Annotated in this window: 16 protein-coding genes; all 16 read right to left on the bottom strand. The window is 54.5% G+C overall.

What is annotated here, in order from left to right; genetic code table 11:
- Positions 1–164: 164 nt before the first annotated feature.
- Entirely contained in the window at positions 165–4469 is a 4305-nt protein-coding gene (locus DI44_RS10175) for a PolC-type DNA polymerase III (protein ID WP_033025120.1), read from the bottom strand.
- A 107-nt stretch (positions 4470–4576) separates the two neighbouring features.
- Positions 4577–6280, bottom strand: a complete 1704-nt coding sequence (locus tag DI44_RS10180) for a proline--tRNA ligase (protein WP_013523414.1) — start codon at positions 6278–6280, stop codon at positions 4577–4579.
- A 23-nt stretch (positions 6281–6303) separates the two neighbouring features.
- Positions 6304–7569 (bottom strand): RIP metalloprotease RseP, encoded by a 1266-nt coding sequence (rseP, locus tag DI44_RS10185; RefSeq protein WP_176202387.1) that lies wholly within the window; start codon positions 7567–7569, stop codon positions 6304–6306.
- Positions 7570–7571: 2 nt separating this feature from the next.
- Positions 7572–8720, bottom strand: a complete 1149-nt coding sequence (gene dxr / locus DI44_RS10190) for a 1-deoxy-D-xylulose-5-phosphate reductoisomerase (protein WP_033025097.1) — start codon at positions 8718–8720, stop codon at positions 7572–7574.
- Between the two features lie 20 nt (positions 8721–8740).
- A complete protein-coding gene (locus DI44_RS10195) occupies positions 8741–9535 on the bottom strand; it encodes a phosphatidate cytidylyltransferase (RefSeq protein WP_033025096.1) in 795 nt (264 codons plus the stop codon).
- Entirely contained in the window at positions 9532–10305 is a 774-nt protein-coding gene (locus tag DI44_RS10200; protein WP_014195472.1) for an isoprenyl transferase, read from the bottom strand. Before DI44_RS10200 ends, DI44_RS10195 begins: the two co-directional genes overlap by 4 nt.
- Positions 10306–10387: 82 nt before the next feature.
- Positions 10388–10945, bottom strand: coding sequence for a ribosome recycling factor (gene frr / locus DI44_RS10205; protein ID WP_011230752.1), 558 nt, complete (start codon positions 10943–10945; stop codon positions 10388–10390).
- A 2-nt stretch (positions 10946–10947) separates the two neighbouring features.
- On the bottom strand, positions 10948–11670 hold the full coding sequence (gene pyrH, locus DI44_RS10210) for a UMP kinase (RefSeq protein WP_011230751.1): 723 nt from the start codon (positions 11668–11670) through the stop codon (positions 10948–10950).
- A gap of 68 nt (positions 11671–11738) precedes the next feature.
- Positions 11739–12623, bottom strand: a complete 885-nt coding sequence (gene tsf, locus DI44_RS10215) for a translation elongation factor Ts (RefSeq protein WP_011230750.1) — start codon at positions 12621–12623, stop codon at positions 11739–11741.
- Between the two features lie 157 nt (positions 12624–12780).
- Positions 12781–13488 carry a 30S ribosomal protein S2 gene (gene rpsB / locus DI44_RS10220; RefSeq protein WP_013145737.1) on the bottom strand — a complete coding sequence of 236 codons (708 nt, stop codon included), beginning with the start codon at positions 13486–13488 and terminating at the stop codon, positions 12781–12783.
- Between the two features lie 162 nt (positions 13489–13650).
- On the bottom strand, positions 13651–14268 hold the full coding sequence (locus DI44_RS10225) for a hypothetical protein (protein WP_014195470.1): 618 nt from the start codon (positions 14266–14268) through the stop codon (positions 13651–13653).
- Positions 14269–14276: 8 nt separating this feature from the next.
- A complete protein-coding gene (locus tag DI44_RS10230) occupies positions 14277–14522 on the bottom strand; it encodes a hypothetical protein (protein ID WP_011230747.1) in 246 nt (81 codons plus the stop codon).
- A gap of 16 nt (positions 14523–14538) precedes the next feature.
- A complete protein-coding gene (locus DI44_RS10235) occupies positions 14539–15294 on the bottom strand; it encodes a FliA/WhiG family RNA polymerase sigma factor (protein WP_033025095.1) in 756 nt (251 codons plus the stop codon).
- 38 nt (positions 15295–15332) lie between these two features.
- Positions 15333–15830, bottom strand: a complete 498-nt coding sequence (locus tag DI44_RS10240) for a chemotaxis protein CheD (protein WP_014195468.1) — start codon at positions 15828–15830, stop codon at positions 15333–15335.
- Positions 15827–16459, bottom strand: a complete 633-nt coding sequence (locus tag DI44_RS10245) for a chemotaxis protein CheC (protein WP_014195467.1) — start codon at positions 16457–16459, stop codon at positions 15827–15829. The genes DI44_RS10240 and DI44_RS10245 overlap by 4 nt, the downstream gene beginning before the upstream one ends.
- Positions 16460–16481: 22 nt before the next feature.
- Entirely contained in the window at positions 16482–16919 is a 438-nt protein-coding gene (locus DI44_RS10250) for a chemotaxis protein CheW (protein ID WP_011230743.1), read from the bottom strand.
- Positions 16920–16964: the final 45 nt, after the last annotated feature.

The raw sequence follows: 16964 nt of genomic DNA, 5'->3' as shown, positions 1-16964 counted from the left end.
ACGGGTGTCCATTCAAGACGAAAGAGTGGGTTTCCCCACTCTTTGCTTGCCATTATCTTTGCCAATTCCACTAAAACTATAACACATTGGGAAATATATTGCAACGGGAAACTGCCGCCCAGACGAAAGAGCGCTGTCCGCTTCCTTCAGCGGCGGCGTTTCCACTAAAACAGCGACAGCTGGTTATGGTCCGGAAGCGAGTCAAGGCAGCCGCGGCTTTCTAAGTACTCCAGCAGCGTTTTTGATACTTTGCCGCGCTGCTGCAAATCCTCCTTCGACAAAAACTCGCCTTCCTCGCGGGCGCGCACGATCGCCTGCGCCACGTTCGTCCCAAGCCCCGGAATGGCGTTGAACGGCGGAATGAGAGAATTGCCGTCAATGACGAATTCCGTCGCCTGCGAGCGGTACAAATCGATATTTTTAAAAGAAAATCCACGCTCGCACATCTCTAAGGCCACCTCAAGAACCGTGAGCAAGCTTTTTTCTTTCGCCGTCGCCTGAATGCCTTTGGCGTTGATTTCCTCAATCCGCTTGCGAATGGCGGCTGACCCTTTGATCATGGCGTCAAGGTCAAAGTCCTCCGCCCGCACCGTAAAGTACGACGCGTAATACAAAAGCGGATGGTGCACCTTAAAGTAGGCGATGCGCACCGCCATTAACACGTAGGCGGCGGCGTGCGCTTTCGGGAACATGTACTTGATTTTTTTGCATGAATCGATGTACCACTCCGGCACGTCATGTTTGCGCATTTCTGCTTCAAACTCCGGCGTTAAGCCTTTTCCTTTGCGCACGGATTCCATGATTTTAAAAGCGAGCGACGGCTCGAGGCCGCGGTAAATCAAATAGACCATAATGTCGTCGCGGCAGCCGATGACTTCCGATAACGTGCAAGTGCCGTTTTGAATGAGCTCTTGCGCGTTGCCGAGCCACACATCGGTGCCGTGCGACAAACCGGAAATTTGCACGAGTTCGGAAAACGTTTTTGGCCTTGTCTCTTCCAACATTTGCCGAACGAAGCGCGTGCCAAACTCCGGAATGCCGATCGTGCCGACATTGCACATGATTTGCTCCGGCGTAACACCAAGCGGCTCGGTGCTGCTGAAAATGCCCATCACATCCGGGTCGTCGGTCGGGATCGTTTTCGGATCGATGCCGCTTAAATCTTGCAGCATGCGGATGACCGTCGGATCGTCGTGCCCGAGAATATCGAGCTTCAACAAATTGTCGTGGATCGAATGGAAGTCGAAATGGGTCGTCCGCCATTCGGAGGACGTGTCATCGGCCGGATATTGAATCGGCGTAAAATCGTAAATTTCCATATAATCCGGGACGACGATGATGCCGCCCGGATGCTGCCCGGTCGTCCGCTTCACCCCGGTGCAGCCAGCCGCGAGCCGGTCGATTTCCGCGCCGCGCAGCTGCAAATTATGATCGCTCGCATACGCTTTGACAAATCCGTACGCCGTTTTGTCGGCGACCGTGCCAATCGTCCCAGCGCGGTAGACGTTGTCTTCGCCAAACAGCACTTTCGTATAGTTGTGGGCGCGCGGCTGGTATTCGCCGGAAAAGTTCAAGTCGATATCCGGCACTTTGTCGCCTTTAAAGCCGAGAAACGTCTCAAACGGGATGTCGTGCCCGTCTTTTTTGTATTTCGTCCCACATCGCGGACAGTTTTTATCCGGCAAATCAAACCCTGAGCCGACCGAACCGTCGTTAAAGAACTCCGAATGCTTGCAGTTCGGGCAAACGTAATGCGGCGGCAGCGGATTGACCTCGGTGATTTCCGTCATCGTCGCGACAAACGACGAGCCGACCGATCCGCGCGACCCGACAAGATAACCGTCATCGAGCGATTTTTTCACCAGCTTGTGCGAGATCAAATAAATGACGGCAAAGCCATGGCCGATGATGCTTTTTAGCTCCTTCTCAAGCCGCTCTTCAACAAGTTTCGGCAACGGGTCGCCGTAAATTTCCTTCGCCCGCCGGTAGCTCATTTCCCGGATTTCCTCGTCCGCCCCTTCGATGCGCGGCGTATACAGCTCATCTTTGATCGGCTTGACATCGCCGATTAACGAAGCGATTTTTTGCGTGTTGTCGATAACGATTTCCTTCGCTTTTTCCGGCCCTAAAAACGAGAAGCAGTCAAGCATTTCATTCGTCGTACGGAAATACACATCCGGCAGCTCATGGCGGTTGAGCGGATTCGCCCCGCCTTGCGAATGGATTAAGATTTTCCGGTAAATTTTATCTTCTGGGTTCAAGTAATGGACGTTGCCGGTGGCGACGACCGGGATGTCAAGCTTCTCACCAAGGGCGACGATGCTGCGGATGATGTTTTTGATCATCTCTTCGTCTTTCACATAATCCATCTCGATGAGCGGCTTGTACACGTCCGGCGGATGCACTTCAAGAAAATCGTAAAAACGGGCGATGTCTTCGACTTCTTCCGGCGCCTTTTGGATCAAGTTGTCAAACAGCTCTCCTTTGTCGCAGCCCGAGCCGACAAGCAGGCCGTCGCGGTGCTTGACGAGCACGGAGCGCGGGATGCGCGGCACACGGTGAAAATATTGAATGTGCGACAATGACACAAGCTTGAACAAATTTTTCAATCCAGTCTCGTTTTGCGCCAACAGCGTCACATGGAACGGGCGCGCAAGCCGATAGGACGCTTCGCTGTGCGTGCGGCTGTTTAATTCGTCATGAAACAGTATGCCGCGCTCTTCCGCTTCCTTCAACAGCCGCATAAGCAAATGCCCGGTCGCCTCCGCGTCGTAGATGGCGCGGTGATGCTGCGTCAATTCAATGTCAAATTTTTTGCACAATGTATTGAGCCGATGGTTTTTCAAATCCGGGTATAAAAAACGGGCCAGCTCGAGCGTATCGATGACTGGATTCGCGATTTTGCCGCGCCCCATGCGAGCGAGGCCCGCGTTTAAAAAACCGATGTCAAAGCTGGCGTTGTGGGCAACAAGCGTCGCATCGCCGGCCCAGTCAACAAAACGGGCTAGCACCTCGTCCGGCTTCGGGGCGTCTTTCACCATCTCATCGGTGATCCCAGTCAGCTCCATCGTTGTCACTGACAACGGATGTCCAGGGTTGGCAAACGACATGAACCGGTCGATGATCTCGCCGTCTTTCACTTTCACCGCCGCCAGCTCAATGATCGTATTGTACACAGCCGACAGGCCCGTCGTCTCGACGTCAAAGACGACGTACGTTTCCTCCGAAAGACGGCGGTGCGTTTCATTGTAGGCGATCGGCACGCCATCGTCGACGATGTTCGCCTCAAGGCCGTAAATGACCTTCATGCCGTGTTTTTTCGCCGCGCTGTAGGCCTCCGGAAACGACTGAACAACGGCATGGTCGGTGACGGCGATCGCCGGATGCCCCCATTTTTTCGCTTGCTCAATGAGTTTTGTCACCGAGGTGACCGCGTCCATTTGGCTCATCGGGGTATGCAAATGGAGCTCGACCCTCTTTTCCCCTTCCGGCGCCGTATCTTGCCGTTCGTTTGCGGCGATTTCGTTCAAATCGTTGGCGATGATGACCAAATCACGGACGAACGTATCGTTTTGCACGCTGCCGCGCACTTTCACCCACATGCCTTTTTTGACGCCGCTCATGAGCTCGGCGTCCTCTTTGTCGCGCGAGAACATTTTGACTAAAATCGAGTTCGTGTAATCTGTGATTTTCATGGTCAACAGCGTGCGGCCGCTTTTTAATTCGCTCACTTCGGCGTCAAATACATAGCCTTGCACAACGACGCGCCGCTCTTCTTCGACGATCGTTTCAAGCCGCCGCACCGGCTCCTCGTCGCGGATCGGATAGCCGATGACAAGCGGACCGGACGGCGGCGCAGACGCGGCCTTTTCTTCTTCCCTCGCTAAATCGGTCAGTACAGCAAGCGCTCGCTCTTCGTCCTCTTGCTGTTTTTGCGCCAAAAACTGTTCCATTTCTTGCTTGGACGGCTCGACGCTGACGTCAAGCTGAAGGGGGGGGAACCCAAACGAAGCGTACACATCAGCGATTTTTTTGGCGAACCGCCGTTTGACCGCCAGCGCTTCCGCTTCATGGCGGGCGGCGACAAGCAACTTGTTTCCTTTCAGCTCCGGCGTCTGCCGGCTGAGCCAATCGACAAGCGGCGACATGCCTTCTTGCAGCTCGGCAAGGCAAAGCGGCCAATACGCCTGCACATCCTCCTCTGTCACGCGCGGCGCTTCAACCTCCATCGTATGGCGGACGGCGGCGATATGGCGGAACGCCGTTTGCAGCCGATCGACAAACGTTTTGTATACATGAACCGGCAGCACGTTGGCGAACTGAAAGTAAAAATGCCAGCTTTTCTCCTCTTTATCGATTACGACTTTGCGAATGGCGGCCTCACGAAAATGCGGCATCCATTCGTCCGACGTCATCTTCAGCTGCTCAAGCAGGATGAGAAACCGCTCTTTTTGCTCTTTTGTCACCATGACGTCCGTTTGTTCCCCTCTCAACATCATTCTCTTTCTATAATCAATCATACCATAACAAAAGCGCCGGCGAAAAAGACAGAATTCTTTTTCGCCAGCGCCGGCACTCATGATTGAAGGAGACGGCGCGCAGTGTCGACAAGCTCGCTGACCGGCACATCGAACGTCTCGCCTGTTTTCCGCACTTTTACTTCCACAACGCCTTCGCCCGCTCGCTTGCCGACGGTGACGCGGAGCGGAATGCCGATCAAATCGCTGTCGGCAAACTTCACCCCGGCCCGTTCGGGGCGGTCGTCATACAACACTTCAAACCCAGCCTGTCCGAGCTTTTCATACCACTCTTCCGCCAACGCACGCTGTTCATCGCTTTTTGCGTTCGCTGTCAGCAAATGGATGTGAAACGGCGCGACCGAAGCCGGCCACACGAGCCCGTGTTCGTCAGCAAACTGTTCGGCGATCGCGGCCACCAATCTTGATACGCCGATGCCGTAGCAACCCATGATCATCGTCTGCGTTTGGCCGTTTTCATCCAAATAGACGGCGTTCATCGCTTCGCTGTATTTTGTCCCCAGCTTAAACACATGCCCGACTTCAATGCCGCGGGCGAAGCGGATCGTCCCTTTGCCATCTGGAGACGGGTCGCCTTCTTTTACGAAGCGCAAATCGGCGTATTGACTGACGGCAAAATCGCGGCCCGGGTTGACTCCGATGTAATGGTATCCTTCCTCGTTCGCACCGCAAACGCCGTTGACGATGGCGGCGACAGCATGGTCCGCGATCACAGTGACGTCTTCGCTGACGCCGATCGGGCCGAGCGAGCCGATTGGAGCGTTCATCACCCGCTCCGTTTCTTCCGGCGTCGCCAATTCGACGACCGTCGCGTCGAGCACGTTTTTCACCTTCACCTCGTTCGCTTCATGATCACCGCGGACGAGAACGAGCACATAGCGGCCGTCCACATTGAACAAAAGCGATTTGATGCAGCGCTCCGGCGATATTTGTAAGTGCGAAGCGACTTCAGCGATCGTTTTTTGCCCCGGCGTCGCCACTTTTTTCAATTCGGCTGGCGGCTCATCGCTTTTTTCGTACGTCGCCACGACCGGCGCCATCTCGATGTTGGCGGCATAGTCAGACGCATCGGAGTAGGCGATCGTATCTTCGCCGATGTCCGAGAGCACCATAAACTCATGCGTATCTTTGCCGCCAATCGCCCCCGAGTCGGCGATGACGGCGCGGAAGTTCAATCCGCAGCGGCGGAAAATGTTCGCATACGCCTCATACATGTTGTTGTACGTTTCATCCAAGCTTTCTTTCGACGTATGGAACGAGTAGGCGTCTTTCATCATGAACTCGCGGCCGCGCAACAGCCCAAAACGCGGACGCTTTTCATCGCGGAATTTCGTTTGGATTTGATACAAGACAAGCGGCAGCCGCTTGTACGTTTTCACTTCGTCGCGGACGATCGCCGTGATCATTTCCTCATGCGTCGGCCCGAGGGCGAAATCGCGCTCGTGCCGGTCTTTTAAGCGCATCAGCTCCGGCCCGTACGAGTACCAGCGGCCGGACTGCTGCCAAAGCTCAGCCGGCTGCAAGGCCGGCATGAAGAGCTCCATCGCTCCAATCCGGTTCATTTCCTCGCGAATGATGGCTTCCACTTTTTGCAAAACACGCTGCCCAAGCGGCAAAAACGTATAGACGCCGCTTGCACTTTGACGAATGAAGCCGGCCCGCAGCAGGAGCTGATGGCTTTTCACTTCCGCATCCGCCGGCACTTCACGCAACGTCGGAATAAATGCTTGACTTTGTCTCATCCATTAGCCACCTCGTTTTCTCTCTATAGGAAAAATTTTTGAATGTCATTCCATGTCACAACGAGCATGAGCAGCATAAGCAGGGCGAAGCCGATAAAATGGACCATTCCTTCTTTTTGCCGGTCGACCGGCTTGCCGCGCACCGCTTCAATGGCGAAAAAGAGGAGCCGCCCGCCGTCTAGCGCCGGCAATGGCAACAAGTTGACAATCCCCAGGTTGATGCTTAAAATCGCGCCCCATTTCATCAAGTAGTAGATCCCGGACTCAGCAACTTTGCCGGTCGATACGGCGATGCCGACCGGTCCGGACAGCATGTCAAGCTGAAACTGGCCGGTGATCAATTGGCCGAGCCCCGTTACAATTTCCCGCGTCCAGTAGTACGTCTCAACCAGCCCTTGCTTGATCGAGCCCAACACCGATTTTTCCATCGGCTGATAGACGCCGATCAAGCCGATCGTCTCCCCTTGCACCGTTTTCGCCTCCGGAGTGACCGTCACACTCCGTTCTTTCCCATTCCGCTCAATTTGAAACTGAAGCGGTTCTCCCGGATGGGCGCGAATCGTGTTGACGATTTCCGTCCACGTTTCCATCCGTTCGCCGTTAATGGCGATCACTTCATCCCCTTGCTTCAAGCCGGCAGCGCGCGCCGCTCCTTCCGGCGTCAGCTCGCCGATCACCGGCTTGTCGACCGGATAGCCTTGCAAAAGGCCGATGATGATAAAGACAACGAGCGACAAGAGAAAGTTGGCGAGCGGTCCGGCCAAAATCGTCATCGTTCGCTGTCCGAGCGTTTTTGCCGCAAATTGGCGATGGTACGGGGCGATTTGAATCTCTTGGCGGTCGACGACGAAAAATGCCGGCTCCTTGACCGTAAACCGCTCGAACCGCTCGCCGTCCGTATAGCCGGTCACATACATTCCATGCTCTAAATCAGCCTCTTCCACTTCCACAACGCGGATATTCGGATAATCGTCCTTATGGTTGAGGACGATTTTTTCCACTTGGCCGCTGCCATCAAGCAAGAGGCCGACGACTTGCCCACGCTTCAATTCAATCGTCTCCGGGTCTTCGCCGGCCATGCGGACGAAGCCGCCAAGCGGGAGAAGGCGGATCGTGTACACCGTTTCGTTTTTCTTAAACGAAAACACTTTCGGCCCGAAGCCGATGGCAAATTCGCGGCACAAAATGCCGGCCCGTTTTGCTAGCAACAAGTGGCCGAGCTCGTGAAAAAAGACGAGGGCACCAAAGACGATGATAAATGAAATGATCGATTCCAACGTTTCAACCACCTTTATGATAGTAGTGAGCGAACGTAGGCGCGCGCGTCCGCATCGATTTCGCGAATGTCCTCAAGCTGCGGATCGCTCACTGGCCGATGGCGCTCGAGCGCGCGTTCAATCCACTCCTCGATGGCCAAAAATGGAATGCGCCCGGCTAAAAACGCCGCCACCGCCTCCTCATTGGCCGCATTCAACACCGTCGGCAGCGAGCCGCCGCGCTTGCCAGCCTCATAGGCGAGACGCAAACAGCGATAGCGGTCGAAATCAACCGGGGCGAAATGGAGCGCCCCAAGCGAGATTAAATCAAGCGGCTTGGCGGACGGGAGCGGCAACCGCTTTGGATACGCAAGCGCATATTGGATCGGAACGCGCATATCCGGCTCGCCGAGCTGGGCCAACACGCTTGTATCGCGAAACGCAACGAGCGAATGGATGATGCTTTCTCGATGCAAAACGACCTCGATCCGCTCATACGGCAGCCCGAACAGCCAATGAGCCTCAATGACCTCAAACCCTTTATTCATCATTGTCGCCGAATCAATCGTAATTTTTGCCCCCATCGACCAGTTCGGATGGCGGAGCGCCTCCTCGACCGTCACATGAGCGAGCTCTCGGCGCGTCTTGTCGCGGAAGCTGCCGCCGGATGCGGTCAGAATGAGTTTGTCAACTTGTTCAATCTTTTCTCCTTGCAGACATTGAAAAATGGCGGAATGTTCGCTGTCAACCGGCAACAGCGGCACGCCGCGCCGCTTGGCTGCAGCCATGACGAGATGTCCGGCGACAACGAGCGTCTCTTTGTTGGCGAGGGCGATCGCTTTTCCCGCTTCAATCGCCTTCAGCGTCGGCACGAGGCCGACGCTGCCGACGACGGCGGTGACGACAACATCGGCTTGTGGGCAAACGGCCGCTTCAATCAATCCTTCCTCCCCGTACACGATCGCCGTCCGCCCGCGGTACTCGCGAGAGAGCACTTCATACGCATCGCGGTCAGCGACGGCGACAAGACTTGGGGAAAATTCAGCGATCAGCCGCCTCGCCGCCTCGATATTTTTCCCGACCGATGCGGCGGCCAAGCGGAATTCGTCCGGATGGGCGCGGATGACATCGAGCGTCTGTGTGCCGATCGATCCGCTCGCCCCTAATATACTAATATATTTCAATCGTTTCACTCCTCACCCACTTATCGTGCGATTTCAAGCAATATGTACAACAGCGGCAGCACGAACAGCAAGCTGTCAAACCGGTCTAAAATGCCGCCATGTCCCGGCAAAATCGCCCCGGAATCTTTGACGCCGTAATGGCGCTTAAATGCCGATTCGATCAAATCGCCGAGCTGACCGAACGCCGACAGCAGCAACGCGACGCCAAGCGCGGCCGCCAAACTGCCAAACGGCGCCGCCGCCCACTCGTAAATCGCAGCGACAACAGCCGCGGAAGCGATGCCGCCGATGGCGCCTTCCACCGTTTTTTTTGGGCTGATCTCCGGCCATAGCTTGCGCCGGCCAAACGCGCGGCCAAAGAAATACGCCCCAATGTCAGTCGCCCAAATGACAAACAAGGCATAAACGAAGTACACGAACCCAACCAAACGAACAGCGCCGAAACAGAAAAACCCTACGCCGACATAGACGACCGCCAAAACGACAAACGCCGCCTCATCGAACGAGAGCGCATTTTTCGTCACGACTGTGCCGACAAGCAGCAAAAAAGCCAAAGCGGCGAGCACGCCAAATTTGGCGGTCCCAGACGCCAACCACTCGCCGCCGTAACGGGCGGGAACGAGCAACAGCCAAAGGGCGATCAATCCAGCCGCCCCGACAAACGACAACGGGTGCATCCCTTTCATCCGCAACAATTCAAACAGCCCAATCGTGGCCAATATATATGTTACTATTATAAACGGAAATCCGCCAAAAATAACAATCGGCAAAAAGAGCGCCGCCGCTATGACTCCGGTGATGATTCGCTGCTTCATCGCGCTGACACTCCTCCAAATCGGCGGTCGCGCCGCTGGTAAGCGGCAATCGCCTCTAAGAAATGTTGCTCCGTAAAATCCGGCCATAAGACATCCGTAAACCAAAGTTCCGTATACGCCAACTGCCAAAGCATGAAATTGCTCAAGCGAATCTCCCCGCTCGTACGGATGAGCAAGTCAGGGTCAGCGAGCCCGCTCGTCATCAAGTACGAGGAAATGAGCGGCTCGGTGATGTCTTCCGGCGCGAGCATCCCGCGTTCAACGTCTTTGGCGATCTGCTTTACGGCGGCAGTGATTTCCGCCCGGCTTCCATAATTAAGGGCAAAGTTTAACACAAGGCCGGTGTTGCCGCTTGTTTCCTTCACGGCTTTCTCGACCGCCCGGCGCGTATGATCAGGCAGCGCCTCCGCATGACCGATCACTTGGACTTTGACATTTTCGGCGACGAGCTCGGGAAGAAACGTCGTCAAAAACTGTTCCGGCAGCTTCATCAAATAATCGACTTCACTTTTCGGACGTTTCCAGTTTTCTGTCGAAAACGCGTAAAGCGACAAAATCTGAATCCCCAGCTCATTCGCAAAACGAGTGATTTTGCGCACAACTTGCATGCCTTCGTAATGGCCGGCCGCCCTTGGCAGCGCCCGCTTTTTCGCCCATCTCCCGTTTCCGTCCATAATGATGGCGACGTGGTTCGGCATCGGATGCCTGAGCACCTCTTCTTTCGTCACCGGGACGTCTTTCTCTTTTGTTTTTCGCATTTTATTGAACATACGAGTCCTCCGGGATCGTGTTTTGCCTTTCCATTATAGCAAAAAAACCCTCCATCAACATAGAGGGTTTGCATGGTTTTGCCTATACTTCCATCACTTCTTTTTCTTTTTCTTTTGTGATGGCGTCAATTTTGGCGATGTGGTCATCGGTCAGCTTTTGCACTTCGTCCGTGTAGCTGCGGAGCTCATCTTCCGTAATCTCGCCGTTTTTCTCGAGTTTTTTCAATTCATCGTTCGCATCGCGGCGGATGTTGCGCACCGCGACTTTCGCGTCTTCTGAATACTTTTTGACAAGCTTCGCGAGCTCGCGGCGCCGTTCCTCGGTGAGCGGCGGAATGACAAGACGAATGACCGATCCGTCATTCGATGGCGTCAGCCCTAAATCCGATGCTAAAATCGCTTTTTCCATTTCTTTAATGGCCGATTTGTCGTACGGCTGAATGACAAGCAGCCGCGCTTCCGGCACACTGATGGAGGCCAGTTGGTTGATTGGCGTCGGCACGCCGTAATAGTCAACGGTTACTTTCTCAAGCAGCCCTGCGTTCGCCCGTCCGGCGCGAATGCTTGCCAGCTCGCGGGTGAACGCTTGCACCGCTTTATCCATCTTTTCTTTCGCCTGTTGGATCACTTGCTTTGCCATCGTTATTTCCCCCTTACGATCGTTCCGATGTTTTCACCTAACACAGCGCGTTTAATATTGCCTTCTTCCATAATCGAGAAGACGATGAGCGGAATGTTGTTGTCCATGCAAAGCGAGGAAGCAGTCGAATCCATGACGCCGAGCCCTTGCTTGATGACGTCCAAGTACGACAGCTCATCGTATTTGACCGCATTGGCGTCGACGTTCGGGTCGGCGCTGTAGACGCCATCGACGTTGTTTTTCGCCATTAAAATGACGTCCGCCTCGATTTCCGCCGCCCTGAGCGCCGCGGTCGTATCGGTCGAAAAGTACGGGTTGCCTGTGCCGGCGGCGAAAATGACAACTCGTTTTTTCTCAAGATGGCGAATCGCCCGGCGGCGAATGTACGGTTCAGCCACTTGCCGCATTTCAATCGATGTTTGCACCCGTGTTTCCACGCCGAGCTGCTCAAGGCTGTCCTGCAAGGCGAGGGCGTTCATCACCGTCGCCAACATGCCCATGTAATCGGCCGTCGCCCGGTCCATGCCCATTTCGCTTCCTGTTTTTCCACGCCAAATGTTGCCGCCGCCGACGACGATGGCGACCTCGACGCCCAGTTCAACGACTTCTTTCACTTGTTTGGCGATCGACTGAATGACCGCCGGTTGAATGCCAAACCCTTGCTTTCCGGCGAGCGCTTCCCCGCTCAACTTTAACACGACGCGTTTGTATTTTGGCTGTTCCATGTCCAACCTCCATGATGCGAATCACTTTGAAAAACAGGGAACACGCGCGTGTTCCCTGTTGCGGTCCGTCATTGTTTTCTGACTTGGCTCATGACTTCTTCTGCAAAATTGTCTTGGCGTTTTTCGAGCCCTTCGCCGACTTCGTAACGGATGAACTGCTTGACTGTTGCTCCGTTCGATTCGACGTATTGGCGCACCGTCACATCCGGGTTTTTCACGAACGCTTGCTCGAGCAGGCAGACGTCTTCGTAAAACTTGTTCAGCCGGCCTTCGACCATTTTTTCAACGATTTTCTCCGGCTTGCCTTCGTTTAAGGCTTGCTGCTTCAACACTTCACGCTCATGCGCAATCTCTTCCTGCGGCACGTCGTCGCGCGAGACGTATTTCGGATGAAGTGCGGCAATGTGCATGGCCACATCTTTGGCGACGTCTTCGCTCGCATTGCCGGCTAATAACGTTAATACGCCGATGCGCCCGCCCATGTGCAAGTACGCACCGAACGTTTCGCCGTCCGCTTTATTGACGACGGCAAAGCGGCGAAGCGTAATTTTTTCACCAATTTTAGCGATCGCTTCGTTGATGTAGTCTTGGACGGTCGAGCCGTTGTCCATCGTTTGACCGAGCGCTTCATCAAGCGAAGCCGGCTTTTGTTTCAGCAAGTGGGCGGCCAGCTCTTTGACAAGCGTTTGGAATGCTTCGTTTTTCGCAACGAAGTCCGTTTCCGAGTTCACTTCCAAAATGACGGCGGTATTGCCTTCCACCGCGATGTACGCCATCCCTTCGGCCGCGATGCGGTCCGCTTTTTTCGCCGCTTTGGCAATTCCTTTTTCGCGCAGCCAGTCGATCGCTTTCTCCATGTCACCGTTTGTTTCGGTGAGCGCCTTTTTGCAGTCCATCATGCCTGCGCCTGTTTTTTCGCGCAGTTCTTTCACCATTTGTGCTGTAATCGCCATAAAAAAATCCTCCTTCTCATTGTCCCGTATATGTATCGGTGCCGGCAGCGGCTTCCCGTTTTGCCCTTATTCGTTAGTATAGCCAAAAGTTGCTCATTTCTGTCTCAAAAAAAGGTGATAAAAGGCTTTCCCCTCTTATCACCTTTCTTGTGCATCGTTACTCTGCTGCGACGGCCGCTTCTTCGCCTTGTTTCGCCTCAAGCACGGCGTCGGCGATTTTCGAAGTCAACAGCTTAACAGCGCGGATGGCGTCGTCGTTGGCCGGAATGACATAGTCAATTTCATCCGGATCGCAGTTCGTGTCGACGATGCCGATGATCGGGATGTTCAGCTTGCGCGCTTCCGCCACCGCGATCCGCTCTTTGCGCGGGTCAATGACAAACAACGCATCCGGCAGCTCTTTCATGTCTTTGATGCCGCCCAAAAACTTCTCAAGACGCTCTTTTTCTTTTTTCAAGCGAATGACTTCTTTTTTCGGCAGAACGTCAAATATCCCATCTTCTTCCATTTTTTCAATTTCACGCAGCCGTTTGATCCGCTTTTGGATCGTAGCGAAGTTCGTCAGCGTGCCGCCGAGCCAGCGTTGGTTGACATAAAACATGCCGCAGCGTTCCGCTTCTTCCTTCACCGACTCTTGCGCTTGTTTTTTCGTGCCGACGAACAAAATTTTGCCGCCATTCGCCGCCAATTCGCGGACGAAGTTGTATGCTTCCTCGACTTTTTTCACCGTTTTTTGCAAGTCGATGATATAGATGCCGTTGCGCTCCGTGAAAATGTATTTTTTCATCTTCGGATTCCAACGGCGCGTCTGATGTCCAAAGTGGACGCCAGCTTCAAGCAGTTGTTTCATCGAAATAACCGACATGTATGCTCCTCCTGTTTCCTTAGTGGTTTTTGGTCCTCCGCCTGCCTCATCTTTCAGCAAGACTGGCGTTGCCAGCACCGTTGCTGAAATCATCAGGCGTGTGTATTCACACCATGAAAAAATATATCACAACTGCAAGCGGCAAATCAAGCTGTTATTCGCCTATTGATTCGTTTTTTGCGCAAATTTGAGCCATAGCTCGACTTCTGTTTTCCCTTTGCCGAGCTGTTTGGCAATTTCCTCGACCGTCGCCCCTTCCGCATATAGGCGGCGAGCAAGCTCACTCGCGTCCGCTGGTCGGGTGAGTGAAAGTTCGAGCACATCCTTGACCGTTCCGATGTCTGGGAAATAGCCCGGAGCGGCGCTTGGGCGGCTTGTTTCTGTGCGTTTTTCGGTTTCTCCCCGCTCCGCCGGCTCGTTTTCCTCCTTTTTTGCTTCCGCTGTTCGCTTTTCGAACCCCCCTCCGATTTCACCGCCTCCTGCCCCCAGCATGGACGCCGTCTCTTTCCCGTTTGCGCCCCGTTGCACACTGGGCGCATCGTTCGTTTCCGGTGCAGAAACGAATGGAGCCGCTCCGCTGCCAAGCAACGAGTCAAGTTCAGCCAAAAATCGCTCGTTTTCTTCCTTCCAAGCAGCGAGATAAGCGGTCATGGCTTCCTCGAGCTCCTCGGCCCGCCTCTCCGCCTCGCCAAGCCGCGACAGGCGAAGGAAAAGCACAATGATCAACCAAAACGACAAGGCGTGCAGCAGCAAACTGATCGTTAGCCAAAATGCCATCATGATGTTCACTATCCTTGAATGTCGATCGTTTTTCCTTTATAAGGGTGTCCTCCAAAACGGGACGCCTCCTGCTCAAGACGGGCGCTCGTTCGTTTATCCGTCACCCGACGGCGCGCACGCTCCGCCCGCTTTTGGCCGGCAGTTGCCATTTGCGCCTGCACTGCATAGGAGTGTTGTTGCGTCGAAGCTTGAAGCCTTTCCGCGTCGGGCGCTTTCGGCATGACGCTTTGCAACGCTGGAAGCTGGATGTCCATCGCTTTTTCTCTCCCCTCATGGCTCTTTTTCAAAAAAGCGGCGCAGTTTCCAAAGCGCTTTCGCATGAATTTGCGAAATTCTTGATGTCGACAAATGCAAAAGGCTCCCGATTTCTGTAAACGTCAGCTCCTCTTTATAAAACAAACTGATGACGAGCTGCTCTTTTTCATTCAGCTGTCCGATGGCTTCAGCCAGCTTTTCGATCATTTCCTGCTTAACGATTTGCTCCTCGGGAAGCGGAGCGCGGTCGTCGCGAACCGAAAGCAGTCCTTCATCTTCGTCGACGGTCGTCTGCCCGAGCGGCAGCCAATGGGAAAAAAACGTTTCACTCGCCGCCGCCTGCACTTCCTCTTCCGTCATCCCGAGCTCAGCGGCGATCTCTTTCGCCGTCACCGATCGCATGTGCCGCTGTTCAAGCCGCTCGATCGCTTCCTCAATTTTTTTTGCCTTATCGCGCATGCTGCGCGGCAGCCAGTCTTCTTTGCGCAAACCGTCTAAGATGGCGCCGCGGATGCGAAACGAGGCGTACGTGTCGAACTTCAAATCACGCGATGGATCAAATTTCTCCAACGCATCGTATAAGCCGACGAGTCCAAGGCTGACGAGCTCATCCTTCGGCACGGAGCTCGGCAGCGTCGCCGAAAGCCGCTGTACGTGGTAGAAAACAAGCGGCATATAGCGCTGCACCAGCTCCTCGGCCGCGCGACGGTCGCGGCCATGGATCCACTCCTCCCAATATTTCCGTTCTTCTCCTTTTAGCGCGCTTCCCATTCTTCTCCCCCTTGCCTTGCGGAAACGGCGCATCCTAGTCATATTTCCTTTATTTCTTGAGCGGCGGTGCGGATGGAGAGCACGCCCGTCTGCGGATTAAATTCGATCGTGCGGCCGCTATGGCCCCCGACATCTTCGGCGACGACTGGAATGTGAAGCCGCTCGAGCTGCTTTTTCACTTCCTCCACATTGCGCGCGCCAATGCGCATCATATCGCCGCCAACTGCCGAAAACGAAAACATTTGTGCCCCGCCAGCCAGCTTCGCTTTCAGCATCCCTTTCCGCCCGCCAGCGGCCATGACAAGCTGAACGAGCGCCTCGACCGCCGTATCAGCGTATTTGGCCGCATTGATGACTCCGCCGCGCGCCATCGAGGAATGCGGAAGCATGACATGCGCCATGCCGGCAACCGCCTTGCCTGCATCGTAAATGACGACGCCGACGCACGACCCAAGCCCGCACGTGCGGATGACATTCGGCGCTATGACGACCTCCATTTCCGCAATGCCGATTTTGACAGCCTGCGCTGTGCTCATAGACCATCCACACCTAACGCTCGAAAGATAGTGGAAAACGACTCGGGGTCAGGCAGAAGAAAGAAATGGCCGTTGATGCTTTCGTCCGGGCGCCGTTCATCATAAATGGCTGTGTCAATCAAAATGGCGTAATCGCCAACGCGCGACAGCTCAAGCAACCCAAACGACAGCACAGCTCCGATCATGTCAATGGCCAATGCCGGCACAGACGGGTGCAAGTTGAGCCGCGTAAAGTCAGCCAATGCCGACAAATACGAGCCGGCTAAAATATTGCCGAGCTCCTGAAGCGCCGAGCAGCCAAGCTCATGGGCTTCTCCTTGAAACGAAAACGAGTCATCGCCAATCATCCGGCGGACAAAACGCTCAGCCTGTTCCGGCGGCAGCACGAAAAACATGTTTCCCGGCGCTTCTCCTTCGATGCGCAAATAGACGCACGCCACTATTTGTTCCGGTCCACCGATTGATTCCATCATTTCGGCAAACGTCGCAATTTGAACGCGCGGCACCGCCATTTCAATTTTTTTGTTTAGCAACGTCGACAAAGCCGTCGCCGCGTTGCCGGCGCCAATGTTGCCGATTTCGCGCAAAATGTCAATATGCATCCCCGTCAAGTTGCGAATATCGTCCAATGTCAATGCTCCTCTCCACGGGTTATCGGTCGAGCACTTTCGCCAAATCGAGCAAAATGAGGAGCCGATTCTCCACTTTCGCCACGCCGTCGATGTAACTTGCCTCAACGGAGCCAATTGCCTCTGGCGGCGGTTCGATGCTTTCCGCCGGCAGATCAAGGACATCATTCGCGGCATCGACGATGAGCCCGACTTCCATATCCTCAAGAGCAACGATAATGATCCGCGTCTGTTCCCCATATGGTTCGGGGGCAAACCCGAACCGCTCGCGCAAATCGATGATCGGCGTCACAACACCGCGCAAGTTGATGACCCCTTTTACATAATGGGCCGTCCCCGGCACGCGCGTGATCGGCTGCATTTTCTCGATGGAACGGACATGCTGCACCGGCAGAGCATATTCTTCTTCTTTCAAGCGAAACGCAATCACTTTCCAGTCTGCTTGCACGCTGGCCGTCATCCAATCCTCCCCCTTTTTTTCGACATGCCACTGAAAACGGCAGAT

The sequence above is a fragment of the Geobacillus sp. CAMR5420 genome, assembly GCF_000691465.1.
Classification (GTDB): domain Bacteria; phylum Bacillota; class Bacilli; order Bacillales; family Anoxybacillaceae; genus Geobacillus; species Geobacillus thermoleovorans.
Note: the sequence above shows the minus strand (reverse complement) of the source record. Positions and strands in the feature narration are given on the sequence as shown.

Coding starts and splice junctions, on each gene's coding strand:
- DI44_RS10250 (WP_011230743.1), bottom strand. CDS start 16,919: ATGACGGCCAGCGTGCAAGCAGACTGGAAAGTGATTGCGTTTCGCTTG.
- DI44_RS10175 (WP_033025120.1), bottom strand. CDS start 4,469: ATGGTGACAAAAGAGCAAAAAGAGCGGTTTCTCATCCTGCTTGAGCAG.
- DI44_RS10230 (WP_011230747.1), bottom strand. CDS start 14,522: ATGGACATCCAGCTTCCAGCGTTGCAAAGCGTCATGCCGAAAGCGCCC.
- DI44_RS10225 (WP_014195470.1), bottom strand. CDS start 14,268: ATGATGGCATTTTGGCTAACGATCAGTTTGCTGCTGCACGCCTTGTCG.
- DI44_RS10195 (WP_033025096.1), bottom strand. CDS start 9,535: ATGAAGCAGCGAATCATCACCGGAGTCATAGCGGCGGCGCTCTTTTTG.
- tsf (WP_011230750.1), bottom strand. CDS start 12,623: ATGGCGATTACAGCACAAATGGTGAAAGAACTGCGCGAAAAAACAGGC.
- DI44_RS10180 (WP_013523414.1), bottom strand. CDS start 6,280: ATGAGACAAAGTCAAGCATTTATTCCGACGTTGCGTGAAGTGCCGGCG.
- DI44_RS10240 (WP_014195468.1), bottom strand. CDS start 15,830: ATGAGCACAGCGCAGGCTGTCAAAATCGGCATTGCGGAAATGGAGGTC.
- DI44_RS10235 (WP_033025095.1), bottom strand. CDS start 15,294: ATGGGAAGCGCGCTAAAAGGAGAAGAACGGAAATATTGGGAGGAGTGG.
- frr (WP_011230752.1), bottom strand. CDS start 10,945: ATGGCAAAGCAAGTGATCCAACAGGCGAAAGAAAAGATGGATAAAGCG.
- rpsB (WP_013145737.1), bottom strand. CDS start 13,488: ATGTCGGTTATTTCGATGAAACAACTGCTTGAAGCTGGCGTCCACTTT.
- pyrH (WP_011230751.1), bottom strand. CDS start 11,670: ATGGAACAGCCAAAATACAAACGCGTCGTGTTAAAGTTGAGCGGGGAA.
- DI44_RS10200 (WP_014195472.1), bottom strand. CDS start 10,305: ATGTTCAATAAAATGCGAAAAACAAAAGAGAAAGACGTCCCGGTGACG.